We start from the raw sequence: 24,978 nt of genomic DNA on the forward strand, positions 1-24,978 counted from the left end.
GCCTCAGTAGCAAACAATAAGTACCCACCACGTTATTAACAATCGTGTAAAGCGTAAATTAATGTAGAAAGTGGTAAAGAGATACAGGGTTACGGCCCCGTAAAGGTGAAGTTTGGTAAAGAGAGTTAACGTACAGAAGATTGCTGTACTTGTTGTTGTTCAACTTTTGCCGGCGTTTGTGCCGCTTGTTCAGCTATTTGCTTGAACTTTAAATAATAAAGAATCGCGAGGAACAAAAAGATCTTAGATAATACAACTAAGCTAACAAAAGCGATGCGCCACCACTTATGCACCGTGATTGAATTCTGGTGGTCGCCATTCAGATTAATGTTGTAGAAATTCGTGTTGGAACCGGTCTTTGTATTGTTGTAGCCTTCATTCCATTCAATCCGCTGTACCACGCGCGAACGTGTTTCCATCGGTGGCATTACGGCTTCCGCAAAGGCAAGACGCTCTACACTCCTTTCCACGGCATCAATCTCGGTGTTGATTTCGGGAAAGAGACGGCGCATCTTCTCCAACTCCCTTTCCTCGTCGGGAGTGGCCAAGCCTAATACATAGCTTTCGATGATACCGCTCGATATGTAGTTTTTTAAATCCAATGTGTACTTATATATTTACGAAAATTAATCATTGCAGATTTTAAAATAAGGTCTATTTCTTTTTCTTCCTTTCCCATTAGCTTAGCTATAGCAGATAATGGCAAGCCATTAAAATAACTTAGTTTAAATACCAGTTGCTCTGCTTCATTTAGCGTTGATGCAAATCTTTGAATTGCACCCAAATTCTGCCTTGTTAGAGAGGTCGCTTGCGACGAATTACTAGTTATCGACAATGAATGGTTCACTGCCAGTTCCCGTGCCTTTCTATAGAGCCAGGAAAATAAGGTGTTGTACCCGGATGACTGAAACTCTTGTACATGTGTGAATAAGTAGGAGAATAAGTTCACTATTATGTTGTTCGCTGTATCTGTGTCGCCTACTATTTGTAATACTAAGCTATAGAGGGCTGCTGCATATTTATCATAAGCTAATTGTTGCGCAAGGGGTTGTCCTGCTAACAACTGGTTCACGAGCTCATGTTCATTTATATGTACATTATCCTGCTGCAAGCGTAGTGATTCAGTTCATATTTAAAAATAGGTAAATCGTATCATATAAAAAAATATCTAGTGAAAATCACCGTTTCGTGGTATACACCGCGCGGTGGTAAATTAACCGTATTTTTGCGGCATGACGCGTTGGGAGAATTATTTAAAATCGGCTGTGCAAATCCTTCAGCAATACGGGGGAGACGTGCCTTTGCACCACTTTTTGAAAGGATTTTTTAAGCAAAACCCGAAAATGGGTAGCCGCGATCGCCGCTGGGTATCGCAATTGGTATATGACTATTTCAGGCTAGGACAATGGGAGCAATCGGCGAACATGGAAGAACGCATTAAAGCAGGTGTTTTTTTGTGCGAGGATGAGCAGAACGATTTTCTCAATTTCCATTCACCGGGGCTAAACGAGCAAATTAGTTTGCCTTTGGAAGATAAATTGCCTTTGGTGAAGTTGAATGGAAACGGGTTCTCCGCGGATGCCTTATTTCCTTTTACTGCCGAGCTTTCGGCCGGGATAAAAGGGGAAGAATGGGCCCAATCGATGTTAAAGCAACCCAACTTGTATATACGTGCAAGACCAGGTAAAATGGACCAGCTATTAAAGCACCTTGGTTTATCGGATACAGCTTTCGTGCAAATCGGGGAGCAAACTATCCAATTACCCAACGGTACGAACCTGGAAAAAATATTCCCACAGAAGAACTGGTACGAAGTACAAGACTTATCCTCTCAACAAACAGGTAGCTTGTTTAAACCCAAAAGAGCCGAAAATTGGTGGGATTGCTGTGCTGCTAGCGGTGGCAAGTCGATCTTATTGAAAGACCAAATGCCAAGCGTAAACCTTTTGGTAAGCGATGTACGGGCTTCCATCATCCAAAACCTAAAATCTCGTTTCAGCGAAGCCAGTGTTGGTAACTACAGTGCGCAAGTGATTGATTTAACCGTAGATAACTTCGCCCACAGCCTTCCCCGCAAACAATTCGATGGTATTATCCTCGATGCACCTTGCAGTGGTTCGGGTACCTGGGGCCGAACGCCAGAAAACTTAGCCTTCTTTACAGCCGCTAAAATTAAGGAATACACCGATCTACAGGAGAAAATTGCTATGAATGTACTGAACTACGTTCGCCCTGGTGGGGCTTTCATCTACATCACATGTTCCGTTTTCAAGGCAGAAAATGAAGATATGGTAGAGAAATTAGTAGCAACAGGCAAATTAAAGCAAGAAGAGGGGGGCCTCATTGAAGGCTATGAAAAAGGAGCAGATACGATGTATGCTGTGCGCTTCACGAAAATATAAATGGAAGCTTATACCCATAAAAAAACGTCCCGGTAATGAAACACGGGACGTTTTCTATCATTGATGTACTTACTTTCTTATCCAAAGATATTACCACTCCTGATAATACCGCCACCAATCACATCGTCGCCATCATAGAAAACGGCTGATTGGCCCGGGGCAATCCCTTTTACTGGCTCGTAGAATCTCACTTTCACTGTGCCGTTATCGTTATAAAGACTACTTAATGCACCTTTATCTTTGTAACGGATCTTCGTGATCGCTTCCATCCCGTCTGTAATTTCGGGATATTTTATCATATTCACGCCAGAAACAATCATTTCATTTTTCTGTAAGTCCGTTTCATCACCCAAAACAACTGTGTTCGTTTCTGGGCGAATTTCCGTTACATATACAGGTTTACCTAAGGCTATCAAGCCTTTACGTTGACCAACGGTATAGAATGGGTAGCCATTGTGTTTACCTACAACAGTACCATCCTTCAGAATGAAATTACCACCTTCTACACGTTCTTCGAGACCTTCTACCTTATGTTTCAAGAAACCGCGGTAATCGTTGTCCGGTACAAAGCAAATCTCATAGCTTTCAGCCTTCTTCGCCAGTTCTGGGTAGCCGTAATCGAATGCCATTTGGCGAATCTCCGTTTTACGGTAGGTACCCAAAGGCAACAATGTACGCTTCATTACCGGCTGTTCCAGTCCCCACAGTACGTAACTCTGGTCTTTCGTTTCGTCGATACCTTTACTAATAATGGCACGGTCGTTTTCCGTGCGGATGCTTGCATAGTGACCAGTGGCAATGAATTCGCAGTCCATAGCGTCGGCTCTCTTCATTAAAGCCTTCCACTTGATATGCGTATTACACAATACGCAAGGATTTGGGGTACGACCCGCTAAATATTCATCAACGAAATTATTAATAACAAAGTCGCCAAACTCTTCGCGTATATCTAAAATGAAATGTGGAAAACCATGGTGAACGGCCGCAGCACGCGCATCATTGAACGAGTCGATATTGCAACAGCCGGTTTCTTTCTTAGAAGTACCAGCCGAGGCATAATCCCAGGTTTTCATCGTAATTCCCACAACTTCGTAGCCTTGGTTATGCAGCATAAGGGCTGTAACGGTACTATCGATACCGCCACTCATTGCTACTAGCACTTTTCCATGTCTACTCATTATAAAAAAATGTTTAAGGATGCAAATTTACTACAATCCGGTCAATAGCAGTGTGGATATGTATAGATACCTTCGATATTAGCATAGCTTTTAACTATTGCCTGGCTTTTCTACCAAAACAGTAGGAATTTCTTTTTTCTACAACTATATTTACTACTCAAAGCGAATAAATTATTATCCATGCTGCCTGTATTATCAAAAGATTTTATCCTAAAACACCCGCAGTATAAAGTAACACCTGAACTGTTCGAGTACCCAGAACGTATTCTACAATTCGGCACAGGCGTACTTTTAAGGGGACTGGTAGATTACCTCGTAGATAAAGCCAATAAACAACAGATTTTTAAAGGAAGGATTGTTGTGGTGAAGTCGACAGGCGGTGATACCCAAGAATTTGATGTGCAAAATTCCTTGTACACGACCAATATTAAAGGCGTTTCCCAAAATCAATTGGTTGACGGCTACCTGGTAAATGCTTCTATTTCTCGTGTTTTGCAATCGGTTGCAAAATGGAGCGAAGTTTTGGAAGCGGCCAACCAGCCTACCATGCAAGTAATTATTTCCAATACCACGGAAGTGGGTATTCAATACACCCCAGAATCTATTTTCGAAGGCGTACCTAACAGCTTTCCAGCGAAGCTGCTAGCCGTGCTGTACAGTCGTTTTACCCATTATAAAGGGGCGGCCGACAAAGGATTTGTGATTGTTCCAACGGAATTAGTGGTAGATAACGGCCTATTATTGAAGGAAACCCTGATGAAATTAGCTGCTTACAACGAGTTGCCAGCCGATTTTCAACTATGGATGGTGAATGCGAATACGTTTTGCAGCTCTTTGGTCGACCGGATTGTACCGGGTAAACCCAAAGAACTGGAACCTTTATGGAACCATACCGGCTACCAAGATAATTTGTGGATTACCACGGAACCCTACTTGTTATGGGCTATCGAGGGCGATGAGAAGGTGAAAAAGGTATTGTCATTCCACCAAGCCGATGAACGTATGCGTATTTTACCTGTTATTACCCCTTTCCGCGAGCAGAAACTCCGCATATTAAACGGTTCTCATACCGCCGCTGCCGCTACCGGGTATTTGCTCGGCCTGCAAACGGTGCACGATTGTATGAAGAACGATACAATGAAAGGCTTCTTTCAAACAGTAATTTTAAAAGAAATTACGCCTACCTTAAAGGATATAGTGCCGGGTGTAGAAACGTTTGCCAACGAAGTATTGGAGCGATTTGCCAACCCTTTCATCGTACATAATCTTCAAAATATTACCTTCCAACAAAGCACGAAAACGAATGCCCGTAATGCCTTAACAATTGTTCGCTACTACGAACAATTCGGTCACTTACCGGCTATGTTATGCCTTGGTTTCGCTACCAGTTTATTCTATTTGAACCCTGTATTGAAAGAAGGAGGTAAATTCCTCGGGCGTTTCAACGAAACTTTATATGAAATTAAGGATGACAATGCCGTTGTATTTGCGAACTGCTGGACGGATGTGAATGATGTAACGGAGTTACCCCAGTTGCAACATTTGGTGGAACAAGTATGTAAATTATTGTTCAACGAGGAATTGAGAGCCTTGCCGGGCTTCACCTTGTTGGTTGCGGCTCATTTACACGGTATGTTTACACAAACACCTAACGCCTATTTATCTCAATTCATCAACGATCACCAAACAGTATGAACGGGTTTTTAAAAGAAGATTTTTTATTATCTACAGGTACAGCCAAACGATTGTATGTTGATTATGCGGCGGGTATGCCCATTATCGATTATCATAACCATTTACCGCCGCAGGAAATTGCGGAGAACAAACCATTCGAGAATATGACGGCTTTGTGGTTGAAGGGTGATCACTACAAGTGGCGCGCTTTACGGGCGAATGGCATCGAAGAAAAATACATCACGGGCAATGCTACAGATGCAGAAAAGTTTGCTGCTTGGGCGGCTACTGTTCCGTATACTATGCGTAACCCGCTTTACCATTGGACGGCCATGGAATTGAAGAACCCGTTCGGCATTACTGCTTCGTTAAATGAAAACACGGCAGCGGAGATTTATGCACAGTGTAATGCACAATTATCCCACTTCACCCCGCAACAATTATTATTACATTATAAAGTAGAAATGCTCTGCACTACCGATGATCCTACAGATTCGTTGGTATACCATCAACAAATTAAGTCACACCCCTTCGGTGTGCGAGTGTTGCCTACGTTTAGGGCCGATAAAGTATTACTAACAGCAGATTTGCCCGCTTTAAATAACTATTTCAAAACACTGGGAGAAGTATCTAATATTGCGATTACCAGTTTTGAAAGCTTAATGGTAGCACTCAAAGCAAGGCATACCTATTTCCACGACATGGGATGCAGGCTTTCGGATAATGGCATCGATACATTTTATGCAGCCGATTTCACGGTGGATGAACTAGAGAAGATTTTTGTGAAGATATTGGCCCAATCTGCTTTAACAGCAGCCGAAACCAATACTTACCGTGCAGCTGTGCTGTATTACTTATGCACATGGAACCACGAAAAGCAATGGGCTCAACAATTTCACGTAGGTGCTATTCGCAACAACAATACACGCTTACTACGTACTATTGGGGCCGATGCCGGTGTAGATTCTATCGGCGATTGGCAAGTAGCGCAAGGGATGAGCCGCTTCTTCGATAAGTTAGATGAAACCGACCAGTTGGCGAAAACAATTGTGTATAACTTGAACCCAGCTTATAACGAAGTGTTTGCTGCTATGATTGGCAACTTCCAAGGTGGCGGTATTGCCGGTAAAATGCAATATGGTTCGGCTTGGTGGTTCTTAGACCAAGAAGATGGTATGGAAAAGCAAATTAATGTACTGAGTAATTTCGGGTTATTAAGCCGCTTTGTGGGGATGTTAACAGATTCTCGCAGCTTTTTATCGTATTCTCGTCATGAGTACTTCCGTAGGATCTTGTGCAATTTGATCGGGAAAGATGTGGAAAGCGGGCGATTACCAAATGATGAAGCATGGTTAGGTAAAATGATCCAAGCTATTTGTTTTCACAATGCGAAAGCGTATTTTAACTGCTAATGAAAACAGTACAAATAATTACAACAGGCGAAATCCTTTTTCGTATTTCGCCTAACCTACAAACCAATGAAGCGGCCATCTATGTAGGTGGTGCCGAGGCCAATGTAGCAGCGGCTTTAGGAAATTGGGGGAATGATGTGGCTTATGTAAGTAGAGTGCCACAAAACGGTTTATCGATCCAAGCACTATCTATTTTGCAAGACAAAAATATTGTTACTGAACGTATGTTGTTTGGTGGCGATAGAATAGGAACTTATTACCTCGCGCAAGGTGCCGACTTGAAGCATGCAGAAGTGGTGTACGATCGTAAATATTCCTCGTTCAGTACTATTCAACCGGGTAGTGTGAATTGGGAAGAAGTGCTATCCGGTGCACAATGGCTCCATTGGAGTGCTATTACACCGGCCCTTAGTGAAGATGCAGCCGCTGTTTGTAAAGAAGTGTTGGAAGCCGCCAAAGCTTTAGGAATGACTATTTCTACGGATTTAAACTACCGCGCTAAATTGTGGCAATACGGTAAACAGCCGGTAGAAGTAATGCCTAGTTTAACGGCTTATTGTGATGTAATTATGGGGAACATTTGGGCGGCAAACAACATGCTGGGTACAAGCTTGAACCAAGCGCTTATTGATCAAAATAACCAAGAAGCATATTTACAAGCAGCGCGAGAAGTAGCCACAGAAATACAAACAAAATACCCTCATTGCAAGCATATCGCTTTTACTTATAGATTTTCCAATGGTCCGCAACACAACTTGTACTACGCGGTATATTGGACGAATGGCGAATTGTATTGCTCTAAAACCTACGATACCAACGAAGTTGTAGACCGTGTAGGCAGTGGTGATAGCTTTATGGCGGGATTAATTCATGCATTGGTTCATCAATACGATGCACAAAAAACAATCAGCTTCGCGGCAGCAGCAGCGTATAGTAAGTTGTTCTTGAAGGGCGACTTCAACACCACGCCACTACAGCAAATAGAACAATTGATGTAATTCACTCAACAACAAAATAATCTTATATGGCAACAACACCGAGTAACGCGTTGAATGCATTTGGAAAATGCGGCGTAGTGCCAGTTTTTTATCATGATGATGCAAACCTTTGCATAAAATTATTGCAGGCAAGTTATGATGCCGGTATTCGTGTATTCGAATTCACCAACAGGGGCGAAAATGCGAGAAAGAATTTCGCTACTATGCTCGATTACAAACTGCAACATTGCCCGGATATGTTACTGGGTATTGGTACCATCAAAACCGCTACAGAAGCACAACAATACATTGCATTGGGCACCGACTTTATCGTTAGCCCGATAGTAGATGCTGCTACACAAGCCACCTGTGCGTCGCACGATGTATTGTGGGTGCCTGGCTGTATGACACCAACAGAATTAGCTACAGCAGAGAGTTTGGGTGCCACATTTGTGAAATTATTTCCCGGAAATATCCTTGGTGCTAACTTTTTACGCGCTATAAAACCTTTGTTCCCCGGCCTGAAATTCATGCCTACTGGGGGTGTAGAGGCTACGCAAGATAATTTGAAGGATTGGTTTAGTGCAGGTGTTACTTGCGTAGGAATGGGGTCTACCTTACTTACTAAAAACATCATCGATCAGCAAGATTGGGAAGCGCTAAAATTAAAAATTACGCAAACGTTTGCATATATCGATAGCGTGAAGTAACTTGGACATCCACACCTTAATCAACTAGAGCGTTAAACATGAATTCCACAACTATTGGCAAGTACCGCTGGCGTATCGTTGCGCTATTATTTTTCGCCACTACCATCAATTATATTGATCGACAAGTATTGTCGTTTACTGTTATTAACGAAGATTTTCAGCGCGAGATACTCGGCTTAGCCAAGAACCACGTTATTACTGCCGCCGATGATGCGCAGTTGAAAGTATTGTTAGGGTATGTAGATGCCGCATTTAAGATTGCTTATGCATTGGGTTTCCTTTTAGTAGGTTGGTTTATTGATAGGGTAGGAACAAGAAAAGGTTTCTCGGTATCGATGATCGTTTGGAGTGTTGCAGGAATGGTCCATGGCTTGGTGAGCCGTGCTGCCGGTTTAGTAGGCGCACGCTTTATGCTAGGTTTGGGTGAAGCCGGTAACTTCCCTGCTGCTGTAAAAACAATTGCCGAATGGTTCCCTCGCAAAGAACGTTCATTTGCTACGGGCATTATGAATGCTGGTGCGAATGTGGGCGTAATTGCTACGGCTTTGGCTGTGCCTTTTATTATTGCACACTTAGGTTGGCGTGCTTCGTTCGTGATTACGGGCGCATTGGGATTAGTGTTGTTGGTATGCTGGCGACTTTGGTACAACCGTCCACGTTTAGTAAAAAATCTTTCTGCTGAAGAGCTGGCTTATATTGAAAGCGATCCTGATGGTAAAGAAGACGATAAGCCTGCACGTGTTTCGTGGTTGAAGCTTTTCCGTTATCCACAAACATGGGCCTTTGCATTACCTAAGTTTTTGACCGACTGTGTTTGGTATTTCTTCCTTACATGGTTACCCTTATTCTTTGCTAAGAATAATACCTTGGATGAGAAATTGGATTTGAAATCGGTGGGTATCCCGTTCCTCGTTATTTACATCATTTCCGACCTAGGTAGCATCTTTTTTGGTTGGCTTACCTCAACTTTCATGAAGAAAGGATGGAGTGCCAATAAAGCCCGTAAAACAACTTTATTTATCTGTGGACTTTGTGCATTACCGATTTTTTTCGCAGCGCAAACAAACAGTTTGTATGTAGCTATTGCATTGATTGCATTAGGTACAGCAGCCCACCAAGGTTTCTCTTCGAATATCTTGGCAATGGTGAGTGATATCTTCCCGAAAAAAGCAACCGGTTCTGTAACAGGTATTGGTGGTATGATGGGAGGGGTAAGTGGGGCCTTGGTATCGGTGTATGTTGGTCATATCGACGGGTATATGCCAATTTTCATTTACGCAAGTACAGCATATTTGTTGGCATTGTTGGTGATTCACTTATGTGTACCGAAAATGCAACAAGCAGCGCTATAGGATAGAAAAGAAAAGTTAGATTTTGAATAGAGCAAAAGGCCGGCTGTATGACCGGCTTTTTTGTTTGAAGTTATCTTGCAATAACAAAGGCCAACCGCGCAGGTTGGCCTTCAGATTGTGTTAATTATATGGTACTGTTCCCGGTTGAAAACTCGTCGGGGCGGTGAACTATAAGCTCACACCACGTTTCCAAGGGATGAAATCATCTTGTTGAAGAATTTCTGCTTTAGCGTGCACATTACCGCTAGCGATTTCGATTACGTAATCTAAGATTTCTTCTCCCATTTTCGCAATACTTTTTTCGCCGCTGATGATGCTGCCTGTGTCGATATCAATGATATCAGGCATTTTCTGCGCTAATTTGGTGTTGGTAGATAATTTGACAACCGGCGCTATTGGGTTACCGGTGGGGGTACCTAAGCCTGTTGTAAATAAAACTACGTTGGCACCAGACCCAACTTCTGCTGAAGTCGATTCCACATCGTTACCGGGTGTACATAATAGGTTTAATCCCGGTTTGGTAACATATTCAGTATAATCCAACACATCTACCACCGGCGAGGTACCACCTTTCTTAGCAGCTCCGGCCGATTTAATAGCATCTGTAATTAAACCATCTTTAATATTACCTGGAGAAGGGTTCATGTAGAAACCAGAGCCTACAGATTCAGCTTGACTTTCATATGCACGCATAATACGGATAAACTTATCGGCATTGTCTTCTGTTTCGCAACGGTTAATCAACTCTTGTTCTACACCACATAACTCGGGAAACTCCGATAAAATAGTAGTGCCTCCCAAAGCCACTAACAAATCTGATGTATGCCCAATAGCAGGATTCGCTGAAATACCAGAGAAACCATCGGAACCACCGCATTCTAAACCGATTACCAATTTTGATAATGGTGCAGGTTTACGCTCGAGTTTATTCGCTTCTACCAAGGCCATGAACGTTTCTTTAATGGCCGTAGAAAGCATATTGAATTCGGATCCTAACTTTTGTTGTTCAAAAACAAGGATCGGTTTATCGAATTGTGCATTCAGTTTTTTCGTAGCTGCTTGCAAGATAGATACTTGGGCATGTTGACAACCTAAGCTCAAAATAGTTGCACCTGCTACATTCGAGTGGTGAATATAACCCGCTAACAAAGCACACAAAGCATCTGAATCTTGCCTGGTACCGCCGCAACCACCTTCGTGCGTAAGGAACTTAATACCATCGATATTGGGGAATACGCTGCTGCGTTGTATTTGATGCGTAGTGGGATGAGGTTCGTATGTTTTTACAGCATCTAAATTGCCTGATTTGTATAACGAAACCAAGTCTTCCACTTGGCTATTATAAGTTTCGGCAGGAGCAAAGCCCAAGCCTTTTTCGAACGCTGTTTTAATGACCCCTACATTGCGGTTCTCGCAAAATACCATGGGAATAACCAACCAAAAGTTACGTGTTCCCACTTGGCCATCAGTACGATGGTAACCCATAAAAGTACGGTCTTTCCAAGGGGTAACATCTGGCGCTTGCCAAGCATAGTTGGCATCTTTATCGTGGAAAGCGTTCGCATCGTGCTCGAGGTTATTTACCGTAATAAGGTCACCTTTGTGAATATCTGTTAAAGCTTTGCCTACTAAAACGCCGTACATTACTACAGGCGAGCCTTTTGCAATAGCTTCGATCGTAAATTTATGTTTAGCTGGGATGGTATTTAGTAAGGTAATTGTATCGCCATTAAATGCAATCTCTTCGCCGGCCGGTAAGTCTTTTAAAGCCACCAGCACATTATCTTTCGGATGAATTTGTAAGTAAACGTTCATATAGCTAATGTAGGATAATTGAGAATCCGATTTTAATACTAAAATGATTATCCATGATAACATTTTGCCGCTTTCCGGCCATTCCCGCATAGGTATGCTCCCTTCTTATAATATTTAGCGCCCCGGGAAAACGTGGACATCCTTTTCAGATGAATTCAAAATTACAACCTTACCTCCATTCAAATCCGAAAATCTATGCAAACGTTTGCATATTTAAATCAGATCATGTAATTTTCCATTCTTATCTTTCATTCTAATTAATAAAATTGGTACATGAACACGCATATTGAAACCAGGTATGCCGTTAGTCCTAACGAAGCTAAAGCCTGGAATACCGCACAAGCAAGAGAAGCATTACATATCCCACAACTGTTTGCAGCGGATAAAATCTACATGGTTTACTCGCATTTCGATCGTTTCATCACCGGCGGTATTATGCCCGTGAAACAAGCATTGAAGCTAGAAACTGTAGATCAATTGAAAGCTGATTATTTCCTAGAAAGAAGAGAACTCGGTTTAATTAACGTAGGTGGCACCGGTAAAGTATCGGTAGATGGTGAAGTGTTTACGGTGAATTATAAAGAGGCTTTATATATTGGTCGTGGTAAGAAGGAAGTGATTTTCACCAGCGAAGATGCCAATAAACCTGCTAAGTTCTACATGAACTCTACTAATGCTCATACTACCTATCCCACTAAGCACATCACCAAAAATGAAGCGGAAATCGTTACCCTCGGTTCCCAAGAAACTTCAAACCACAGAACTATTAATAAACTAATTGTTGCCACCGTTTTACCTACTTGCCAATTGCAAATGGGTATGACCGAATTACATCCCGGCAACATCTGGAATACCATGCCCGCCCATACGCATGATCGCCGTATGGAAGTATACTTTTACTTTGAAGTACCACAAGGACAAGCAGTATCGCACTTCTGGGGCCAACCACAAGAAACCCGCCACATCTGGATGCAAAACGAACAAGCGGTAATTTCTCCGCCATGGAGCATCCACTCTGGTGCCGGTACAAGTAATTATACTTTTATCTGGGGTATGGCCGGTGAAAACTTAGATTACGGCGATATGGATGCTGCTCCTATCACAGAATTACGCTAGTTATTATAAATAGCATTTCTCATTTCATCACGCAAGCGTTTGCTTATGCAAACGTTTCCACATAATTCACACGTCATGAAAAGAAATTTCTATGCCTTAGCCCTTGCGGGTTTATTAGGATTGAATTCCACAAAAGCGGCTACTGTTGCTGATAATGATTCTACATTGTCGGCATCTAGTAACATCCAAGTGCTTAAGAAAGTAGCCGATTGGCAAATCTTGCACCTCGAAAGAAAGGGTTTTAACCGCTCGAAGGTCGACTGGATTACAACAGCATTCTACGCCGGTTTGATGGACTTTGCACCGTATGCCAATGATAATAAATACCACAGTTGGTTAATTGGTATCGGTAACGAATTAAGCTGGAATACTGGCCCGCGCCGTTACCATGCCGACGATCTTTGTATTGGTCAAACGTATGCGCAACTCAGCAACATTTACGACGATCCTAAAATGATCGCACATTTTAAAACCCTTGCTGATAGTATTATAGCTGAACCACATACAGCATCTCTTGAATGGAAAAATGATATCCACATGCGCGAATGGGCATGGTGTGATGCTTTGTTCATGGCGCCTACTGCCTTAGCGTACTTATCGAACACTACAAAGGAAACAAAGTACCTAGACATCGCTGATAAACTGTGGTGGAAAACAACCGATTACTTATACAACCCGAAAGAGCGATTGTACTTCCGCGATCAGCGCTATTTCAACCAGAAAGAAGCAAATGGTCAACCTGTTTTTTGGAGCCGTGGAAACGGCTGGGTAATCGCCGGTTTAGCAAGAGTGATTGATAACTTACCAAGCAACTACCCAACACGCGCTAAATACATGCAATTGTATAAAGACATGGCTTCGCGCATTGCCGAACTCCAAACTTCCGACGGAACATGGCATGCAGCTTTGTTAGACAGCGCCAGCTATCCTGCAAAAGAAACGAGTGGCACTGCCTTCTTCACTTACGCATTAGCTTGGGGTATTAACAATGGTACTTTACCACGCGATAAATACTTACCCGTTGTTATCAAAGGTTGGAACGCATTACGTGCAGCTGTGCAAGAAAATGGCAAATTAGGTTTTGTACAAGTAGTAGCTGCTGCACCAGGCCATACCACTGCTGAAGATACGGAAGCATACGGTGTAGGCGCGTTTATGTTAGCCGGTACAGAAATGTTGAAGCTTGGTTTGAAGGAACAAAAAGTGCTTAACACTGAATTGCATAATACCCTTGGAGTAGTTCGCGATGGCGTTGTAGAAGCCAATTTTTCGGCTTTTGCTAGCGCTATGAAAGTAAGCAGCAAAGCACCGTTTAAAGTAGTAAATGCTTTAACAGGAGAGGAAGTGGCTTACCAAATAATTAATGGACAAACCATCTTATTTGCTGTGAAAATGGCACCGGGAGCAAAGATCATTTTGAAGACTTCACCGGGCGAACCTTCCCCTGTAAAGGCACGTACGTATGGTCGTTATGTACCTGAACGTAAAGATGATTTTGCTTGGGAAAATGATAAAATGGCGTACCGTATGTACGGTAAGGCATTGGAAAGTACACCTAATGAAATGGCTTATGGTATTGATGTTTGGTGTAAACGTACGAGCGAACTAGTAATCGATAAATGGTATAAATTGAACAACTATCACCACGATAATGGAGATGGTATGGATTACTACAAAGTTGGCTACACCCTAGGTGCGGGCGATATCGCTCCGTACATCAACGATTCATTATACTTCCCTAAAAACTATCGTCGTTTTAAAGTGTTGGTAAATGGTCCATTGCGCACCACATTTAGCTTAGAATACGATGCGTGGACAGCCGGCAACACAAGCGTGACGGTTACAAAAAACATTACCTTGGACGCAGGCTCGCAATTGAACAAATTCGAGATTGTGTACGACATGAAGGATGGGAAGGATATGCCGGTGGCGATAGGTATTGTAAAACGTCCAGAACCGGGTACTATCTTATTGAACGAGAAAGCAGGCATTGCGGGTTATTGGGAACCACAGCACGGCGAAGATGGCACAACCGGAGTTGGTACAATTGTTCCAGCAAACGTAAAGGGAATGATAGTAGACAAGAATCATTTGATTACAAAAACAACAGCCACATCTAAGAAGGTTATCACTTATTATGCAGGTGCTGCTTGGAGTAAAGCGGGTGTTTATACAAATAGTTCGGATTGGTTTACTTACTTAACGGGCTATGCGAAATGTGTACAAACCCCGGTAGTCGTAACCTTTCATTAAATAGCGATAAAAACAACTATATGAGCGTATTGAATTCATTCAGCGTACATCATAAAATAGCCTTGGTTACCGGCTGCAAACGCGGTATTGGTAAAGCCATGGCAGTAGCATTAGCAGAAGCAGGCGCCGATATTATTGGCGTGTCGGCGAACTTGGAGTTAACAGGCAGCGAAGTGGCGAAAGAAGTAGAAGCATTGGGTAAAAAGTTCTATGCTTACCAGTGCGACTTTGCCGATCGTGCTGCTTTATACGAGTTTATCACGAAAGTAAAGGCCGATCATCCACAAATCGATATACTTATTAACAACGCGGGCACCATTAAACGTGCACCTGCGGCGGAGCATAGCGATGAATATTGGGATGAAGTAATAGCCATTAATCAAACAGCGCAGTTCATTTTAACCCGCGAAATTGGGAAGGATATGATTGCCCGTGGTAGTGGAAAAATTGTGTTTACTGCTTCTTTATTAAGCTTCCAAGGAGGTATTAATGTACCTTCATATGCGGCAAGTAAAGGTGCTGTGGCACAAGTTACCAAGGCATTTGCGAACGAATGGGCTGCGAAAGGGGTGAATGTAAATGCCATTACACCGGGCTACATTTCTACAGATAATACAGCTGCTTTAAGGGCCGATGAGAATAGGAGCCGTTCTATTATGGAACGCATTCCTGCCGGCCGTTGGGGCGAACCGGAAGACTTTAAAGGTCCTGTTGTGTTTTTATCTTCTGAAGCGTCTAACTACATCCACGGTACAATATTAACCGTTGATGGTGGCTGGATGGGAAGATAATCTGTGGAAATTCCTATAGATTTTATAGCTTGCCAGGATATTTAAACAGCTTGAGAAACAATGAGTAACCGTTCGGAGAAAACGATCGTTGATATTGCCGAAGCCTTGGAGCTATCGGTTTCAACCGTATCGCGCGCATTGAACAATCACCCGGCTATTAGCCTTGCCACGAAAGAGAAAGTGAAGAAAATGGCCCGTAAAATGGGTTATAGACCGAACACTTTGGCGGCAGGCTTGCGGAATAACCGTAGTAAAACGGTGGGATTGATTGTGCCACGGATATCGATGTTCTTCCCTGCTACAATTACCACCATTATTCAAAACAAGCTGCAAGAGCATGGGTATCACCTTATTATTTGCCAGAGTAATGATTCTTACGAACAGGAAGTGGCATTGGTGAATACATTGTATTCCGCAAGGATTGAAGCATTGGCAGTGTCGACTACCTTATTTACAACGGATTTTTCGCATTTTGATGTGTTTAAGAAGCATCAAATCCCGGTCGTTTTCTTCGACCGCGTACCGAAAGATTACGATGTGAAAATTATTAAGGGCGACGATTACGCCGGTGGGTATAAAGCTACAGAGCACCTCATTGGGAAAGGATGCAAAGATATTGTGTTTGTATCCGGTCCGCTAACCTGTAACTTGTATACCGAGCGCTTAGAAGGGTATAAAGATGCCTTACAAAAAGCCAAGATTCCGTTTAAAAAGAGCCGCGTGTTTTACCAGGAATTAACCCGTGAAAATGCATGGCAAACTTGCGAGAAAATCTTTGCCCAAGCACCTTACCCCGACGGGATATTTGCCACAAACGATACAACAGCTATCACTATGCTAGAGTATTGCCGGAAACACAATATTGCCGTACCTGGACAAGTAAAGATCGTAGGCTATTCAAACGACCCTCGTACCGAAATTGTAACACCGAGTATTACATCGGTTGATCAAAACCCAGCTACGATGGCAGAACGAGTAGTAGCAGCCTTAATAGAAATGGTGCAAACCAAACCCGGCGTTGGAAAGTTCTCACAGGAGATCATTCCTGTACAATTAGCTGAAAGAGAATCCTCCGCGGGTACCTTTAAGAAAAAGAAGAAATAACCACATACAAAAAGCATTCATCGAAATGAATGCTTTTTTGAAACATTTTTATGCAAACGTTTGCATGAGTCATAACAGTTTTTGAAGCTTGAAACAATGGCGAAGCCGGTATGTTCCCCTTACATACCGGTTTTCGTTTTTTTATATATGTATATGTTTTGTTAAATCCATTCATAACACCACTTCTACAGTCCAAGTAATCAGTCGCAATTAGAATAGGTACAATGGCTGAAAGTAGCCACCAAGGCCTGCCGCATAATTATATAAATCATACATGCAATCCTGTAACAACTAGCGATGCTGCTCGTGATACCTTTGTATCGTAAATAAAATATCATGAACGCAACAGCCATACATAAAACAATTAAAGTCAATTACCCCGTGCTTGGGATGAGTTGTGCATCTTGTGCAGGCAGTGTAGAAAGCATGCTGAATGCGCAAGAAGGTGTTGTGAAGGCCGCGGTGAATTTTGCGAATAGTTCTGCTTCGGTAGAATATGAAGAAGGGGTTGGTAACCCCGAACGCTTCAAACAAGCCATTCAGAGCGTAGGATACGATTTAATTATTGAACAAAATGAAGATACATCAGCCAATGTAGAAGCTATTCACGCACAGCAATTAGCTACGTTGAAACAGAAAACTATTTGGTCAGTTATTTTTTCTGTACCACTAGTAATCATCGGGATGTTTTTTATGAATATGCCGTACGCTAATTATATCATGTGGGCATTGGCAACCCCGGTAGTATTGGTATTTGGGCGACAGTTTTTCGTGAACGCTTGGAATCAATTGCAACACAAAAGTGCCAACATGGACACCTTGGTGGCACTAAGTACAGGTATTGCATATATATTCAGCGTTTTTAATACACTCTACCCCGAATTCTGGCATAGCAGGGGTTTACATGCACACGTCTATTTCGAAGCAGCAGGTGTGGTTATTGCCTTTATTTTACTCGGTAAATTATTGGAAGAAAGGGCCAAAGCTTCTACTTCCTCCGCGATAAAGAAATTAATGGGGCTACAGCCTAAAACCGTTACACGTCTTAATCCCGATGGCAGCGAACAAACAGTAGAAATTGCCCTCGTGGGTATTGGCGATGTATTATTAGTGAAACCTGGTGAGAAAATTGCACTCGATGGCGAGGTAATTACGGGGCAATCTTATATAGATGAAAGCATGATTACCGGTGAACCGGTTCCTGTAATGAAAGCAAACGGCGATAAAGTTTTTGCCGGTACCATTAACCAGAAAGGCAGCTTCCAATTTAAAACAGAAAAAGTAGGCGGTGAAACCCTGCTTGCTCAAATTATTCGCCTAGTACAAGAAGCCCAAGGTTCAAAAGCACCCGTACAAAAGCTTGTAGATAAAATCGCCGGCATATTTGTTCCCGTGGTAATAAGTATTGCTTTGCTCACTTTCGTAGCATGGTTGGTTTTAGGGGGCAACAATGGCCTCACGCAAGGCTTGATGGCGATGGTTACAGTGTTAGTAATTGCTTGTCCTTGTGCTTTAGGTTTAGCTACGCCTACTGCTATTATGGTGGGCGTTGGTAAAGGTGCCGAAAATGGTATATTAATCAAAGACGCAGAAAGCTTGGAAAAAGCGTACCGTATTAATGCATTGATTTTAGATAAAACAGGTACCATCACCGAAGGTAAACCCAGCGTAGTGGGTATTCAATGGTTGGAAGGTGCAGCGCACAATTTGCCGGTACTAGTAGCCATCGAAAAGCAATCGGAACACCCATTGGCAGAGGCGATTGTGAAACATTTCGAAGTACAAACGGGGAAAGTTACTATACAACAATTCGATAGTATTACCGGTAAAGGTGCCAAAGCAACTTACGGTGCACATACTTACTTTGTAGGCAGTAAAAAGCTGATGCAGCAGGAGAAAATCAGTATTGCTCCTCAATTACAAGCGCAGGCCGATAGCTGGTTGAACGAAGCGTACACGGTAATTTGGTTATCGGATGAGAAAAAGGCCCTTGCTGCTGTAGCAATTGCCGATAAGATTAAAAGTACCTCTGCTACTGCTGTGGCACAATTGCGCAAAATGGGTATCGATGTATATATGATTACAGGTGATAACCCGCAAACAGCTGCTGCTGTTGCCAAACAAGTTGGTATTGAACATTATATCGCCGAAGCTTTACCACAAGATAAAGCAGCCTATATCCAACAATTACAAGCGAAAGGAAAAGTAGTAGCGATGGTAGGCGATGGTATTAATGATAGCCATGCTTTAGCCCAAGCCGACGTAAGTATTGCAATGGGAAAAGGTACCGATATAGCGATGGATGTGGCGATGATGACATTAATTTCTTCCGACTTACAACAGATACCAAAAGCAATTTCTCTCTCCCGTAAAACGGTACGCACCATCAAACAGAACTTATTTTGGGCGTTTATTTACAACGTAATTGGTATACCGCTAGCGGCAGGTTTACTCTTCCCAATTAATGGTTTCTTATTGAATCCAATGATAGCAGGAGCGGCCATGGCACTTAGTTCTGTATCAGTAGTAAGTAATAGTTTACGACTCAAATTTGCTAAAATATAAATTCAACAATTCAAAAATATTTCAACAATGAAAACACTTCAATTTAAAACGAATATCAACTGTGGTGGTTGTATTGCTGCAACAAAACCATTCTTAGATAAAGCCGATGGCGTAGAAAAATGGTCGGTTGATACCGCTAATCCCAATAAAATTTTAACAGTAGAAACCGCGCAATTATCGAATGAAGACGTGATAGCGTTGGTACAAAAAGCTGGGTTTAAAGCAGAAGCACTGGGTGCTTAAAAGTTAGATAGATGTATAGGCGAAGTGCCCGTTGTTAATAACGTTGTTTCTTTTTACTAATTGAGGAGTTCGTAATTAGAAGACGTTGTTAACAACGGGTGCTTCGCTTTTTATAAAAGATCTTTTAGATGACGGGTATTGCTTTTCACGGTATCGATTACATCTCCCCAACGGCCATCAAATATCATTTTCGACATCGACAATGCGAAGCCTTTTACCTGGTCAAACTCGATATGTGGCGGCATCGCCAATGCATTTGGATCGGTAAATACATTCACAAGTACAGCGCCTGGTTCAGCAAATGCTTCGTGTAATGTAGCAGATGCTTTTCCTGGATCGTTAATGGTGAAGTTTTTAATGCCCATAGCGGCCGCAATCATCGCGAAATCGGGGTTTACCATATCGGTTTGCCAATCGGGAATGCCTGCTACTTGCATTTCCAATTTCACCATGCCTAATGCACGGTTATTGAATACAACTAGTTTTACAGGCAGCTTGTACTGCGCGATGGTCATTAAGTCGCCAAGCGTCATGGTAATACCACCATCGCCGCAAAATGCTACAATTTGTTTACCAGGACGCGCAAAGGCAGCGCCTATTGCCATGGGTAAGGCATTGGCCATAGAACCATGGTTGAATGAACCTAACATTTCTCGACCATTTTTCGGGCTAATATAACGGGCTCCCCACACGTTGCACATGCCTGTATCTACGGTGAAAATGGCATCGTCGGCAGCTATTTCATCAATTAAATACGCGATGTATTCTGGATATATAGCGTTCGTTTCTCCCTTCTTTTCGGGTATAGCTTTGGTGCTCACTTTCTCATACGCTTCGCGTTGCTTAGTAAGATGAGCGGTATTGGATTTTTGTTGAATAAGTGGTAAGAGTGCTTGTAATGTATCGCGCATGTTGCCACATAAACCCATCGTTAGGTTGGCCCTTCTTCCCAAATGCTGTGGCTTCACATCTATTTGAATGATTTTACCTTTTACATCCAAGAACGGCACATAGGGGAAGTCTGTGCCTAACATTAACAATACTTCAGCGTCGTGCATGGCTTGGTAACCGCTGGAATGACCAAGTAACCCGGTCATACCTACTGCATGCGCTGTATCGCCTTGTAAATGCATTTTACCGCGGTAGGAATAGGCAACCGGGGCGTGTAGTAAGCCGGCAAGTTGTTGTACTTCGGTAGCAGCATTTTTACAGCCTGCACCACCGTATATGGTAATCTTCTCGTGGTTATTCAGTATGTCGGCCAAGGCTTGTAATTCTTGTTCGGCTGGAACGATCTTCGTTTGCGGCGCATAGATTTGCGTACTACTAGATACGTCGGCCGCATCCATTTCCGCAACATCACCCGGCAACCCAACTACTGCTACGCCTTTAGAATGGATAGCTGTTTGTAATGCATGTTGCATCATACGGGCAAACTGGTGCGGGGTAGAGGCTACTTGGTTGTAATAGCTACAATCGTCGAACAGCTTAATGGTATTCGTTTCTTGGAAATAGGAGGTGCCGAATTCAGTAGTATGACAAGTGCTGGCAATGGCAATTACCGGTGCACCAATTCGGTGTGCATCATATAACCCGTTAATCAAATGTACATGGCCCGGGCCACTACTACCCATACAGCAAGCAATCCCGTTTAGCTGTGCTTCCGCGCTAGCGGCGTAGGCCCCTGCTTCTTCGTGCCGTACATGCACCCATGCAATACGACCATCTCTACGAATTGCATCATTCACAGGATTCAAACTATCGCCCGTTACCGCGTATACGCGCTTTACACCGGCCTGTACCAACATCTCTACTAATTGTTCTGAAACGCTCTTACTCATAAATTTTACATGATTAGGATGATGAGTGAATACATGTAAAACAAGCAGATGCCGGAGATGTTTGTATAAAAAAAAGAAAGTCGCGGTAACCCGCGACTTTCTCCTAAACTTTATGCGATATGTATGCTATTGTACGAGTGTTAATGATCCTTTCTTTTCAAAGATTTTACCATTTTCATCCATGTAGCGAATCATAACCAAGTATGTACCTACTGGTTGCATTTTACCTTGGTTACGACCGTCCCAACCTCTCGACATATCTTGGCTCATGAAGAGCAAGTTACCCCAGCGGTTGTAGATGCGCATTTCGAATACTTGTGGTTTACCGATACCTCTTACACGGAATACATCGTTTTTACCATCGCCATTTGGAGAGAAGGCATTCGGGAACGCGTACGTGATACAGTTTGGATCGGATGCTAACGTAATACTAGCTGTGTTCACACAACCATTTGCGTCTGTACCGGCTACTTGGTAAACGGCACCGTCGATCATGGTTACAGTAGCTGTTGGTGTAGTACTTCCGATTACACCCGTTTTAGGTGTCCAATCGTAAGAAACGGCGCCGCTGGCCACTAAGTTCACTTGCGAGTTTTCGCAAATAGCAGCTGTAACAGGAGCAATTCTTACAGTTGGTAAAGGATTTACGGTTACATCTTTCAATCGTTCCGTACCGCAACTTCCACCAGATGGATCAATAATACCTACACTGTAAGTACCAGGGGCCGTCCATCTAATTTGGCGAACAGTATTACCCGTACCAGATACCACTTGGCCACCATCTAATTCCCAAGTAGCATTCGCAGGTAATGCACCATTGAGGGTGATAGTTAATGTATTATTTAAACAGATATTGCTTACCGTGAAATCAGGCATTGTGTTCGCAGAAACAGTATAAGGAGCTGGAACGCGGGGGCTTTCACACTGGAATGTTAAATCGATCGCCGACACGTATACGTTGAAGTTGCCTGGTGTACCTGTTACTGGCGTGTAGGAAGTAACACCGGCACCACCTGTTGGCATTGTATACCAAGATAATTGTGTGTTAGGACCGCTGCTAGCCGTTAGAGGAGAAGCAGGAGCACCTTCACAGAAAGTAGGACCAGGTGTTGTAACTACTGGAGCAGCAGGAGCAGCTAGGATATTAATCGGAACGCGTGCGCGGTTAGATTGACAATTCGCTGTGCTCGATACTTCAACATATACATCGTAGGTACCTACCGTGCTAGTATTTGTATTTAAGCGGGTTGGAGAACCTGTTCCACCTGTAGGCGTTGTATACCATAAGTAGTTATTACCGGCAGGTTGCGGAATTGGTTGAGGTGCTGTACCATAACAGAATGATTGTACTGCTTGGTCAGGAATTGGCGTTAAACCGTCTACAATTGCATAAGTAACTTGTGCAGGAGCACTTTGACATACCCTTGTGTCGGTTCTATCTCCCGGGATTAATGGGCGAGTTTGGTATACTAACCAAATAACATCCGTTGTTGTAGGAGCAGTAGGAGTTACAGTTGGAGCTGTTTGTGTTGGAACACTTGCCCCTTGAATCCAGTAAATATCTGTACCTGATACATATGGTGCTAATGAGCGTGGTGAGCTACCTACGCAAAAATCAGGCACTGGTGTAACTGTTGGTACTGGAATTTCAGGTGCAATATTAACGTTTACACTCACTTTATTACTTACGCAACCAGTCGAGTTATTCACTTGTGCCACGTAGTAAGTAGTTAAGCCTGGTGCATGTGTATCAATTGTAGGAGCTGTTGGACTGCTAGGGCCTGTTCTTGAAGTGTACCAGAGAATGCTATGGCCTGGATCTGGATTAACACTTGTAAACGCAGCGCCAGTAATACCGTAACAGAAATTTTCAGCTAAATCTGTAGTACCCCATGGCACCATCGGGCGAACGTTTACGGTTACTTCCACATAATCACTTACGCAACCAGAGGCATCTGTTCTAGTTACAAAGTAGGTAGTTTGACCTACCGTGGTTACTTGTGGAGGAGCCGTAAGCGTAATAGGATTTTTGCTAGCATCGTACCATTGCAAGGTAGGATCGTTACCTACACCCGCTAGTTCGTCGATGAAGCCTGTGCTACCCGGACCGCTAACAGGCGATGTATTTTGACATAATAAGATCGGGTTATTTGTTAAAGTAGGGCCTGAAGGTAAAGCGAATGGATTAGGCGATTCGAAGGCGCCGATGTCGATTACGCCGAATTGGGTACGACCTCTATTCACCACATCCGTAGCCGGTACGCTTGCGTTAGCTACACCCGCGTTGATAGCAGGAGAGCAAGAGAGTAAGTCGAGGTTACCTGTAGCCGCGTTTACGAAACGAGGGTTGGCTAACAAGTTACCTGTACCTGGATAAACAGCAGGGCCGCTAATGATAGAATTGCTAACACTAATAGTAGCGCCCGATGTGTTATTGATTTCACCGGTAGCAGTGTTGTTGCCATTGTTATAGGCAATGGTATTTTGAATAGTTGTGCTGAAGATGGTGCTTGTACCAGATTGCATGTAGAAGGCACCTGTACTACTTACCGTACTTTGGTTGCGTGAAGCACTTACGTTCAGAACATTTGTTTGGATAATGCTATTGATACCACTTACGTTCGTAACCATAATAGCACCGGCATTGTTACCGCGGTTATTGTAGAACACGGTATTAGCGATATTGGTATTGATAACGTTATCGTTGGTAATAGCAGCAACGGTTACACCCGCACCATTTACCCCGGTATTGTTCCTGATAACGTTATTGTTGAGTTGTGCATTTACAATGGCTCCTACACTTCTTGGGCTGATAACAATACCACCTGCATTTACGGAGCCGGTATTGTTTTCGATGGTACAGTTACGTACGTTGGCAAATACCATCGTGTTTGAGGGGGAAGGAGCGTTGGTGGTGATATAAATACCACCTCCTGTAGCGCCACCATTTGCACCGCTTACATGAAACCCATCGAGGATAGCATCGGGGTCGGTTTCATTAAACACTACCACGGAAATACTATTATCGCCTACTGCATTCGGCACCCCAATATCACCACTAAGAATAGTGGGATTGGTAAGGAAGTTACGATCAGTAAGGTTTGCCTCGTTACCTCGGAATCCACCATAAATACCTACACCAGATTTCATTTGGAAAGGAATCGAGGTATTGGAAGTTGTAGTGGGGAGGTAAGTACCCATGGCTACCCAGATTTGGTCGCCCGGTGCGGCTGCTGCAATAGCTGTTTGTAAGGAAGTGTAAGCATTTGCCCATGATGAACCATTGTTGGTGCCAGTGGCATTCAGGTTGACATAGATAGTGGCTGCATTTACTGTACCGAACGACAGGAACAAGCCCGCTGCCAGTACTAAACGCTTGATTAGGATATGCATAATGTTTAGTTATGTACTATAGTAGTATAGGATTCTAACTTTAAAATTACGAATTATATGTATATTTATATATTTGGAATATAAAAAATATGGCTTTATATAAGAAGTATTTTTTCTGTGTAATAAACACGTTGACCTGTAATTGCTTATAG

At 42.9% G+C, this 24,978-nt stretch carries 18 protein-coding genes; 12 read left to right on the top strand and 6 right to left on the bottom strand.

Annotation, left to right across the window (positions count from 1 at the left end):
- Positions 1-125 precede the first annotated feature (125 nt).
- Together LX64_RS03195 and LX64_RS03200 are read right to left on the bottom strand one after the other, a co-directional pair.
- Entirely contained in the window at positions 126-602 is a 477-nt protein-coding gene (locus tag LX64_RS03195) for a hypothetical protein (protein WP_111596145.1), read from the bottom strand.
- A complete protein-coding gene (locus LX64_RS03200) occupies positions 593-1,072 on the bottom strand; it encodes an RNA polymerase sigma factor (RefSeq protein WP_148707171.1) in 480 nt (159 codons plus the stop codon). The genes LX64_RS03195 and LX64_RS03200 overlap by 10 nt, the downstream gene beginning before the upstream one ends.
- Positions 1,073-1,232: 160 nt before the next feature.
- On the opposite strand from LX64_RS03200, the gene LX64_RS03205 reads away from it, so the two are divergent.
- Complete coding sequence (locus LX64_RS03205; protein ID WP_111596147.1) at positions 1,233-2,402, top strand: RsmB/NOP family class I SAM-dependent RNA methyltransferase; 1,170 nt, start codon at positions 1,233-1,235, stop codon at positions 2,400-2,402.
- Between the two features lie 77 nt (positions 2,403-2,479).
- Here LX64_RS03205 and mnmA read toward each other — a convergent pair whose 3' ends face one another.
- The gene (gene mnmA / locus LX64_RS03210; RefSeq protein ID WP_111596148.1) at positions 2,480-3,580 is read right to left on the bottom strand and encodes a tRNA 2-thiouridine(34) synthase MnmA; all 1,101 of its coding nucleotides are present in this window, start codon (positions 3,578-3,580) and stop codon (positions 2,480-2,482) included.
- A 180-nt stretch (positions 3,581-3,760) separates the two neighbouring features.
- Here mnmA and LX64_RS03215 point away from each other — a divergent pair, with 180 nt between their 5' ends.
- From LX64_RS03215 to LX64_RS03235, 5 genes are read left to right on the top strand one after another with little or no spacing between them, the layout of a single operon-like run.
- Positions 3,761-5,275 (top strand): tagaturonate reductase, encoded by a 1,515-nt coding sequence (locus tag LX64_RS03215; RefSeq protein ID WP_111596149.1) that lies wholly within the window; start codon positions 3,761-3,763, stop codon positions 5,273-5,275.
- The gene (gene uxaC, locus LX64_RS03220; protein WP_111596150.1) at positions 5,272-6,666 is read left to right on the top strand and encodes a glucuronate isomerase; all 1,395 of its coding nucleotides are present in this window, start codon (positions 5,272-5,274) and stop codon (positions 6,664-6,666) included. Before LX64_RS03215 ends, uxaC begins: the two co-directional genes overlap by 4 nt.
- Positions 6,666-7,664 carry a sugar kinase gene (locus LX64_RS03225; protein ID WP_111596151.1) on the top strand — a complete coding sequence of 333 codons (999 nt, stop codon included), beginning with the start codon at positions 6,666-6,668 and terminating at the stop codon, positions 7,662-7,664. The genes uxaC and LX64_RS03225 overlap by 1 nt, the downstream gene beginning before the upstream one ends.
- 26 nt (positions 7,665-7,690) lie before the next feature.
- The gene (locus LX64_RS03230) at positions 7,691-8,353 is read left to right on the top strand and encodes a beta/alpha barrel domain-containing protein (RefSeq protein ID WP_111596152.1); all 663 of its coding nucleotides are present in this window, start codon (positions 7,691-7,693) and stop codon (positions 8,351-8,353) included.
- Positions 8,354-8,391: 38 nt separating this feature from the next.
- A complete protein-coding gene (locus LX64_RS03235) occupies positions 8,392-9,705 on the top strand; it encodes an MFS transporter (protein WP_111596153.1) in 1,314 nt (437 codons plus the stop codon).
- Positions 9,706-9,873: 168 nt separating this feature from the next.
- Here the strand turns inward: LX64_RS03235 and LX64_RS03240 are convergent, their stop codons facing one another.
- On the bottom strand, positions 9,874-11,520 hold the full coding sequence (locus tag LX64_RS03240; protein ID WP_111596346.1) for a UxaA family hydrolase: 1,647 nt from the start codon (positions 11,518-11,520) through the stop codon (positions 9,874-9,876).
- 273 nt (positions 11,521-11,793) lie between these two features.
- On the opposite strand from LX64_RS03240, the gene kduI reads away from it, so the two are divergent.
- From kduI to LX64_RS03270, 6 genes are all read left to right on the top strand, one after another.
- A complete protein-coding gene (gene kduI, locus LX64_RS03245; RefSeq protein ID WP_111596154.1) occupies positions 11,794-12,636 on the top strand; it encodes a 5-dehydro-4-deoxy-D-glucuronate isomerase in 843 nt (280 codons plus the stop codon).
- 75 nt (positions 12,637-12,711) lie between these two features.
- A complete protein-coding gene (locus LX64_RS25925; RefSeq protein WP_158538511.1) occupies positions 12,712-14,889 on the top strand; it encodes a glycoside hydrolase family 88 protein in 2,178 nt (725 codons plus the stop codon).
- A 20-nt stretch (positions 14,890-14,909) separates the two neighbouring features.
- Complete coding sequence (locus tag LX64_RS03255) at positions 14,910-15,680, top strand: SDR family NAD(P)-dependent oxidoreductase (RefSeq protein WP_111596347.1); 771 nt, start codon at positions 14,910-14,912, stop codon at positions 15,678-15,680.
- 60 nt (positions 15,681-15,740) lie between these two features.
- Complete coding sequence (locus LX64_RS03260) at positions 15,741-16,784, top strand: LacI family DNA-binding transcriptional regulator (RefSeq protein ID WP_111596155.1); 1,044 nt, start codon at positions 15,741-15,743, stop codon at positions 16,782-16,784.
- A 336-nt stretch (positions 16,785-17,120) separates the two neighbouring features.
- Entirely contained in the window at positions 17,121-19,349 is a 2,229-nt protein-coding gene (locus LX64_RS03265) for a heavy metal translocating P-type ATPase (RefSeq protein WP_111596156.1), read from the top strand.
- 27 nt (positions 19,350-19,376) lie between these two features.
- On the top strand, positions 19,377-19,592 hold the full coding sequence (locus tag LX64_RS03270; protein WP_111596157.1) for a heavy-metal-associated domain-containing protein: 216 nt from the start codon (positions 19,377-19,379) through the stop codon (positions 19,590-19,592).
- A gap of 110 nt (positions 19,593-19,702) precedes the next feature.
- On the opposite strand, the gene LX64_RS03275 is transcribed toward LX64_RS03270, so the two are convergent.
- Positions 19,703-21,433, bottom strand: coding sequence for a thiamine pyrophosphate-dependent enzyme (locus tag LX64_RS03275; protein ID WP_111596158.1), 1,731 nt, complete (start codon positions 21,431-21,433; stop codon positions 19,703-19,705).
- A gap of 126 nt (positions 21,434-21,559) precedes the next feature.
- Complete coding sequence (locus LX64_RS03280; RefSeq protein WP_111596159.1) at positions 21,560-24,826, bottom strand: gliding motility-associated C-terminal domain-containing protein; 3,267 nt, start codon at positions 24,824-24,826, stop codon at positions 21,560-21,562.
- Positions 24,827-24,978 lie beyond the last annotated feature (152 nt).

The organism is Chitinophaga skermanii (assembly GCF_003259335.1).
Taxonomy (GTDB): Bacteria; Bacteroidota; Bacteroidia; order Chitinophagales; family Chitinophagaceae; genus Chitinophaga; species Chitinophaga skermanii.

Coding starts and splice junctions, on each gene's coding strand:
- uxaC (WP_111596150.1), top strand. CDS start 5,272: ATGAACGGGTTTTTAAAAGAAGATTTTTTATTATCTACAGGTACAGCC.
- LX64_RS03260 (WP_111596155.1), top strand. CDS start 15,741: ATGAGTAACCGTTCGGAGAAAACGATCGTTGATATTGCCGAAGCCTTG.
- LX64_RS03215 (WP_111596149.1), top strand. CDS start 3,761: ATGCTGCCTGTATTATCAAAAGATTTTATCCTAAAACACCCGCAGTAT.
- LX64_RS03280 (WP_111596159.1), bottom strand. CDS start 24,826: ATGCATATCCTAATCAAGCGTTTAGTACTGGCAGCGGGCTTGTTCCTG.
- LX64_RS03265 (WP_111596156.1), top strand. CDS start 17,121: ATGAACGCAACAGCCATACATAAAACAATTAAAGTCAATTACCCCGTG.
- LX64_RS03270 (WP_111596157.1), top strand. CDS start 19,377: ATGAAAACACTTCAATTTAAAACGAATATCAACTGTGGTGGTTGTATT.
- LX64_RS03235 (WP_111596153.1), top strand. CDS start 8,392: ATGAATTCCACAACTATTGGCAAGTACCGCTGGCGTATCGTTGCGCTA.
- LX64_RS03225 (WP_111596151.1), top strand. CDS start 6,666: ATGAAAACAGTACAAATAATTACAACAGGCGAAATCCTTTTTCGTATT.
- LX64_RS03205 (WP_111596147.1), top strand. CDS start 1,233: ATGACGCGTTGGGAGAATTATTTAAAATCGGCTGTGCAAATCCTTCAG.
- LX64_RS25925 (WP_158538511.1), top strand. CDS start 12,712: ATGAAAAGAAATTTCTATGCCTTAGCCCTTGCGGGTTTATTAGGATTG.
- LX64_RS03255 (WP_111596347.1), top strand. CDS start 14,910: ATGAGCGTATTGAATTCATTCAGCGTACATCATAAAATAGCCTTGGTT.
- mnmA (WP_111596148.1), bottom strand. CDS start 3,580: ATGAGTAGACATGGAAAAGTGCTAGTAGCAATGAGTGGCGGTATCGAT.
- kduI (WP_111596154.1), top strand. CDS start 11,794: ATGAACACGCATATTGAAACCAGGTATGCCGTTAGTCCTAACGAAGCT.
- LX64_RS03275 (WP_111596158.1), bottom strand. CDS start 21,433: ATGAGTAAGAGCGTTTCAGAACAATTAGTAGAGATGTTGGTACAGGCC.
- LX64_RS03230 (WP_111596152.1), top strand. CDS start 7,691: ATGGCAACAACACCGAGTAACGCGTTGAATGCATTTGGAAAATGCGGC.
- LX64_RS03240 (WP_111596346.1), bottom strand. CDS start 11,520: ATGAACGTTTACTTACAAATTCATCCGAAAGATAATGTGCTGGTGGCT.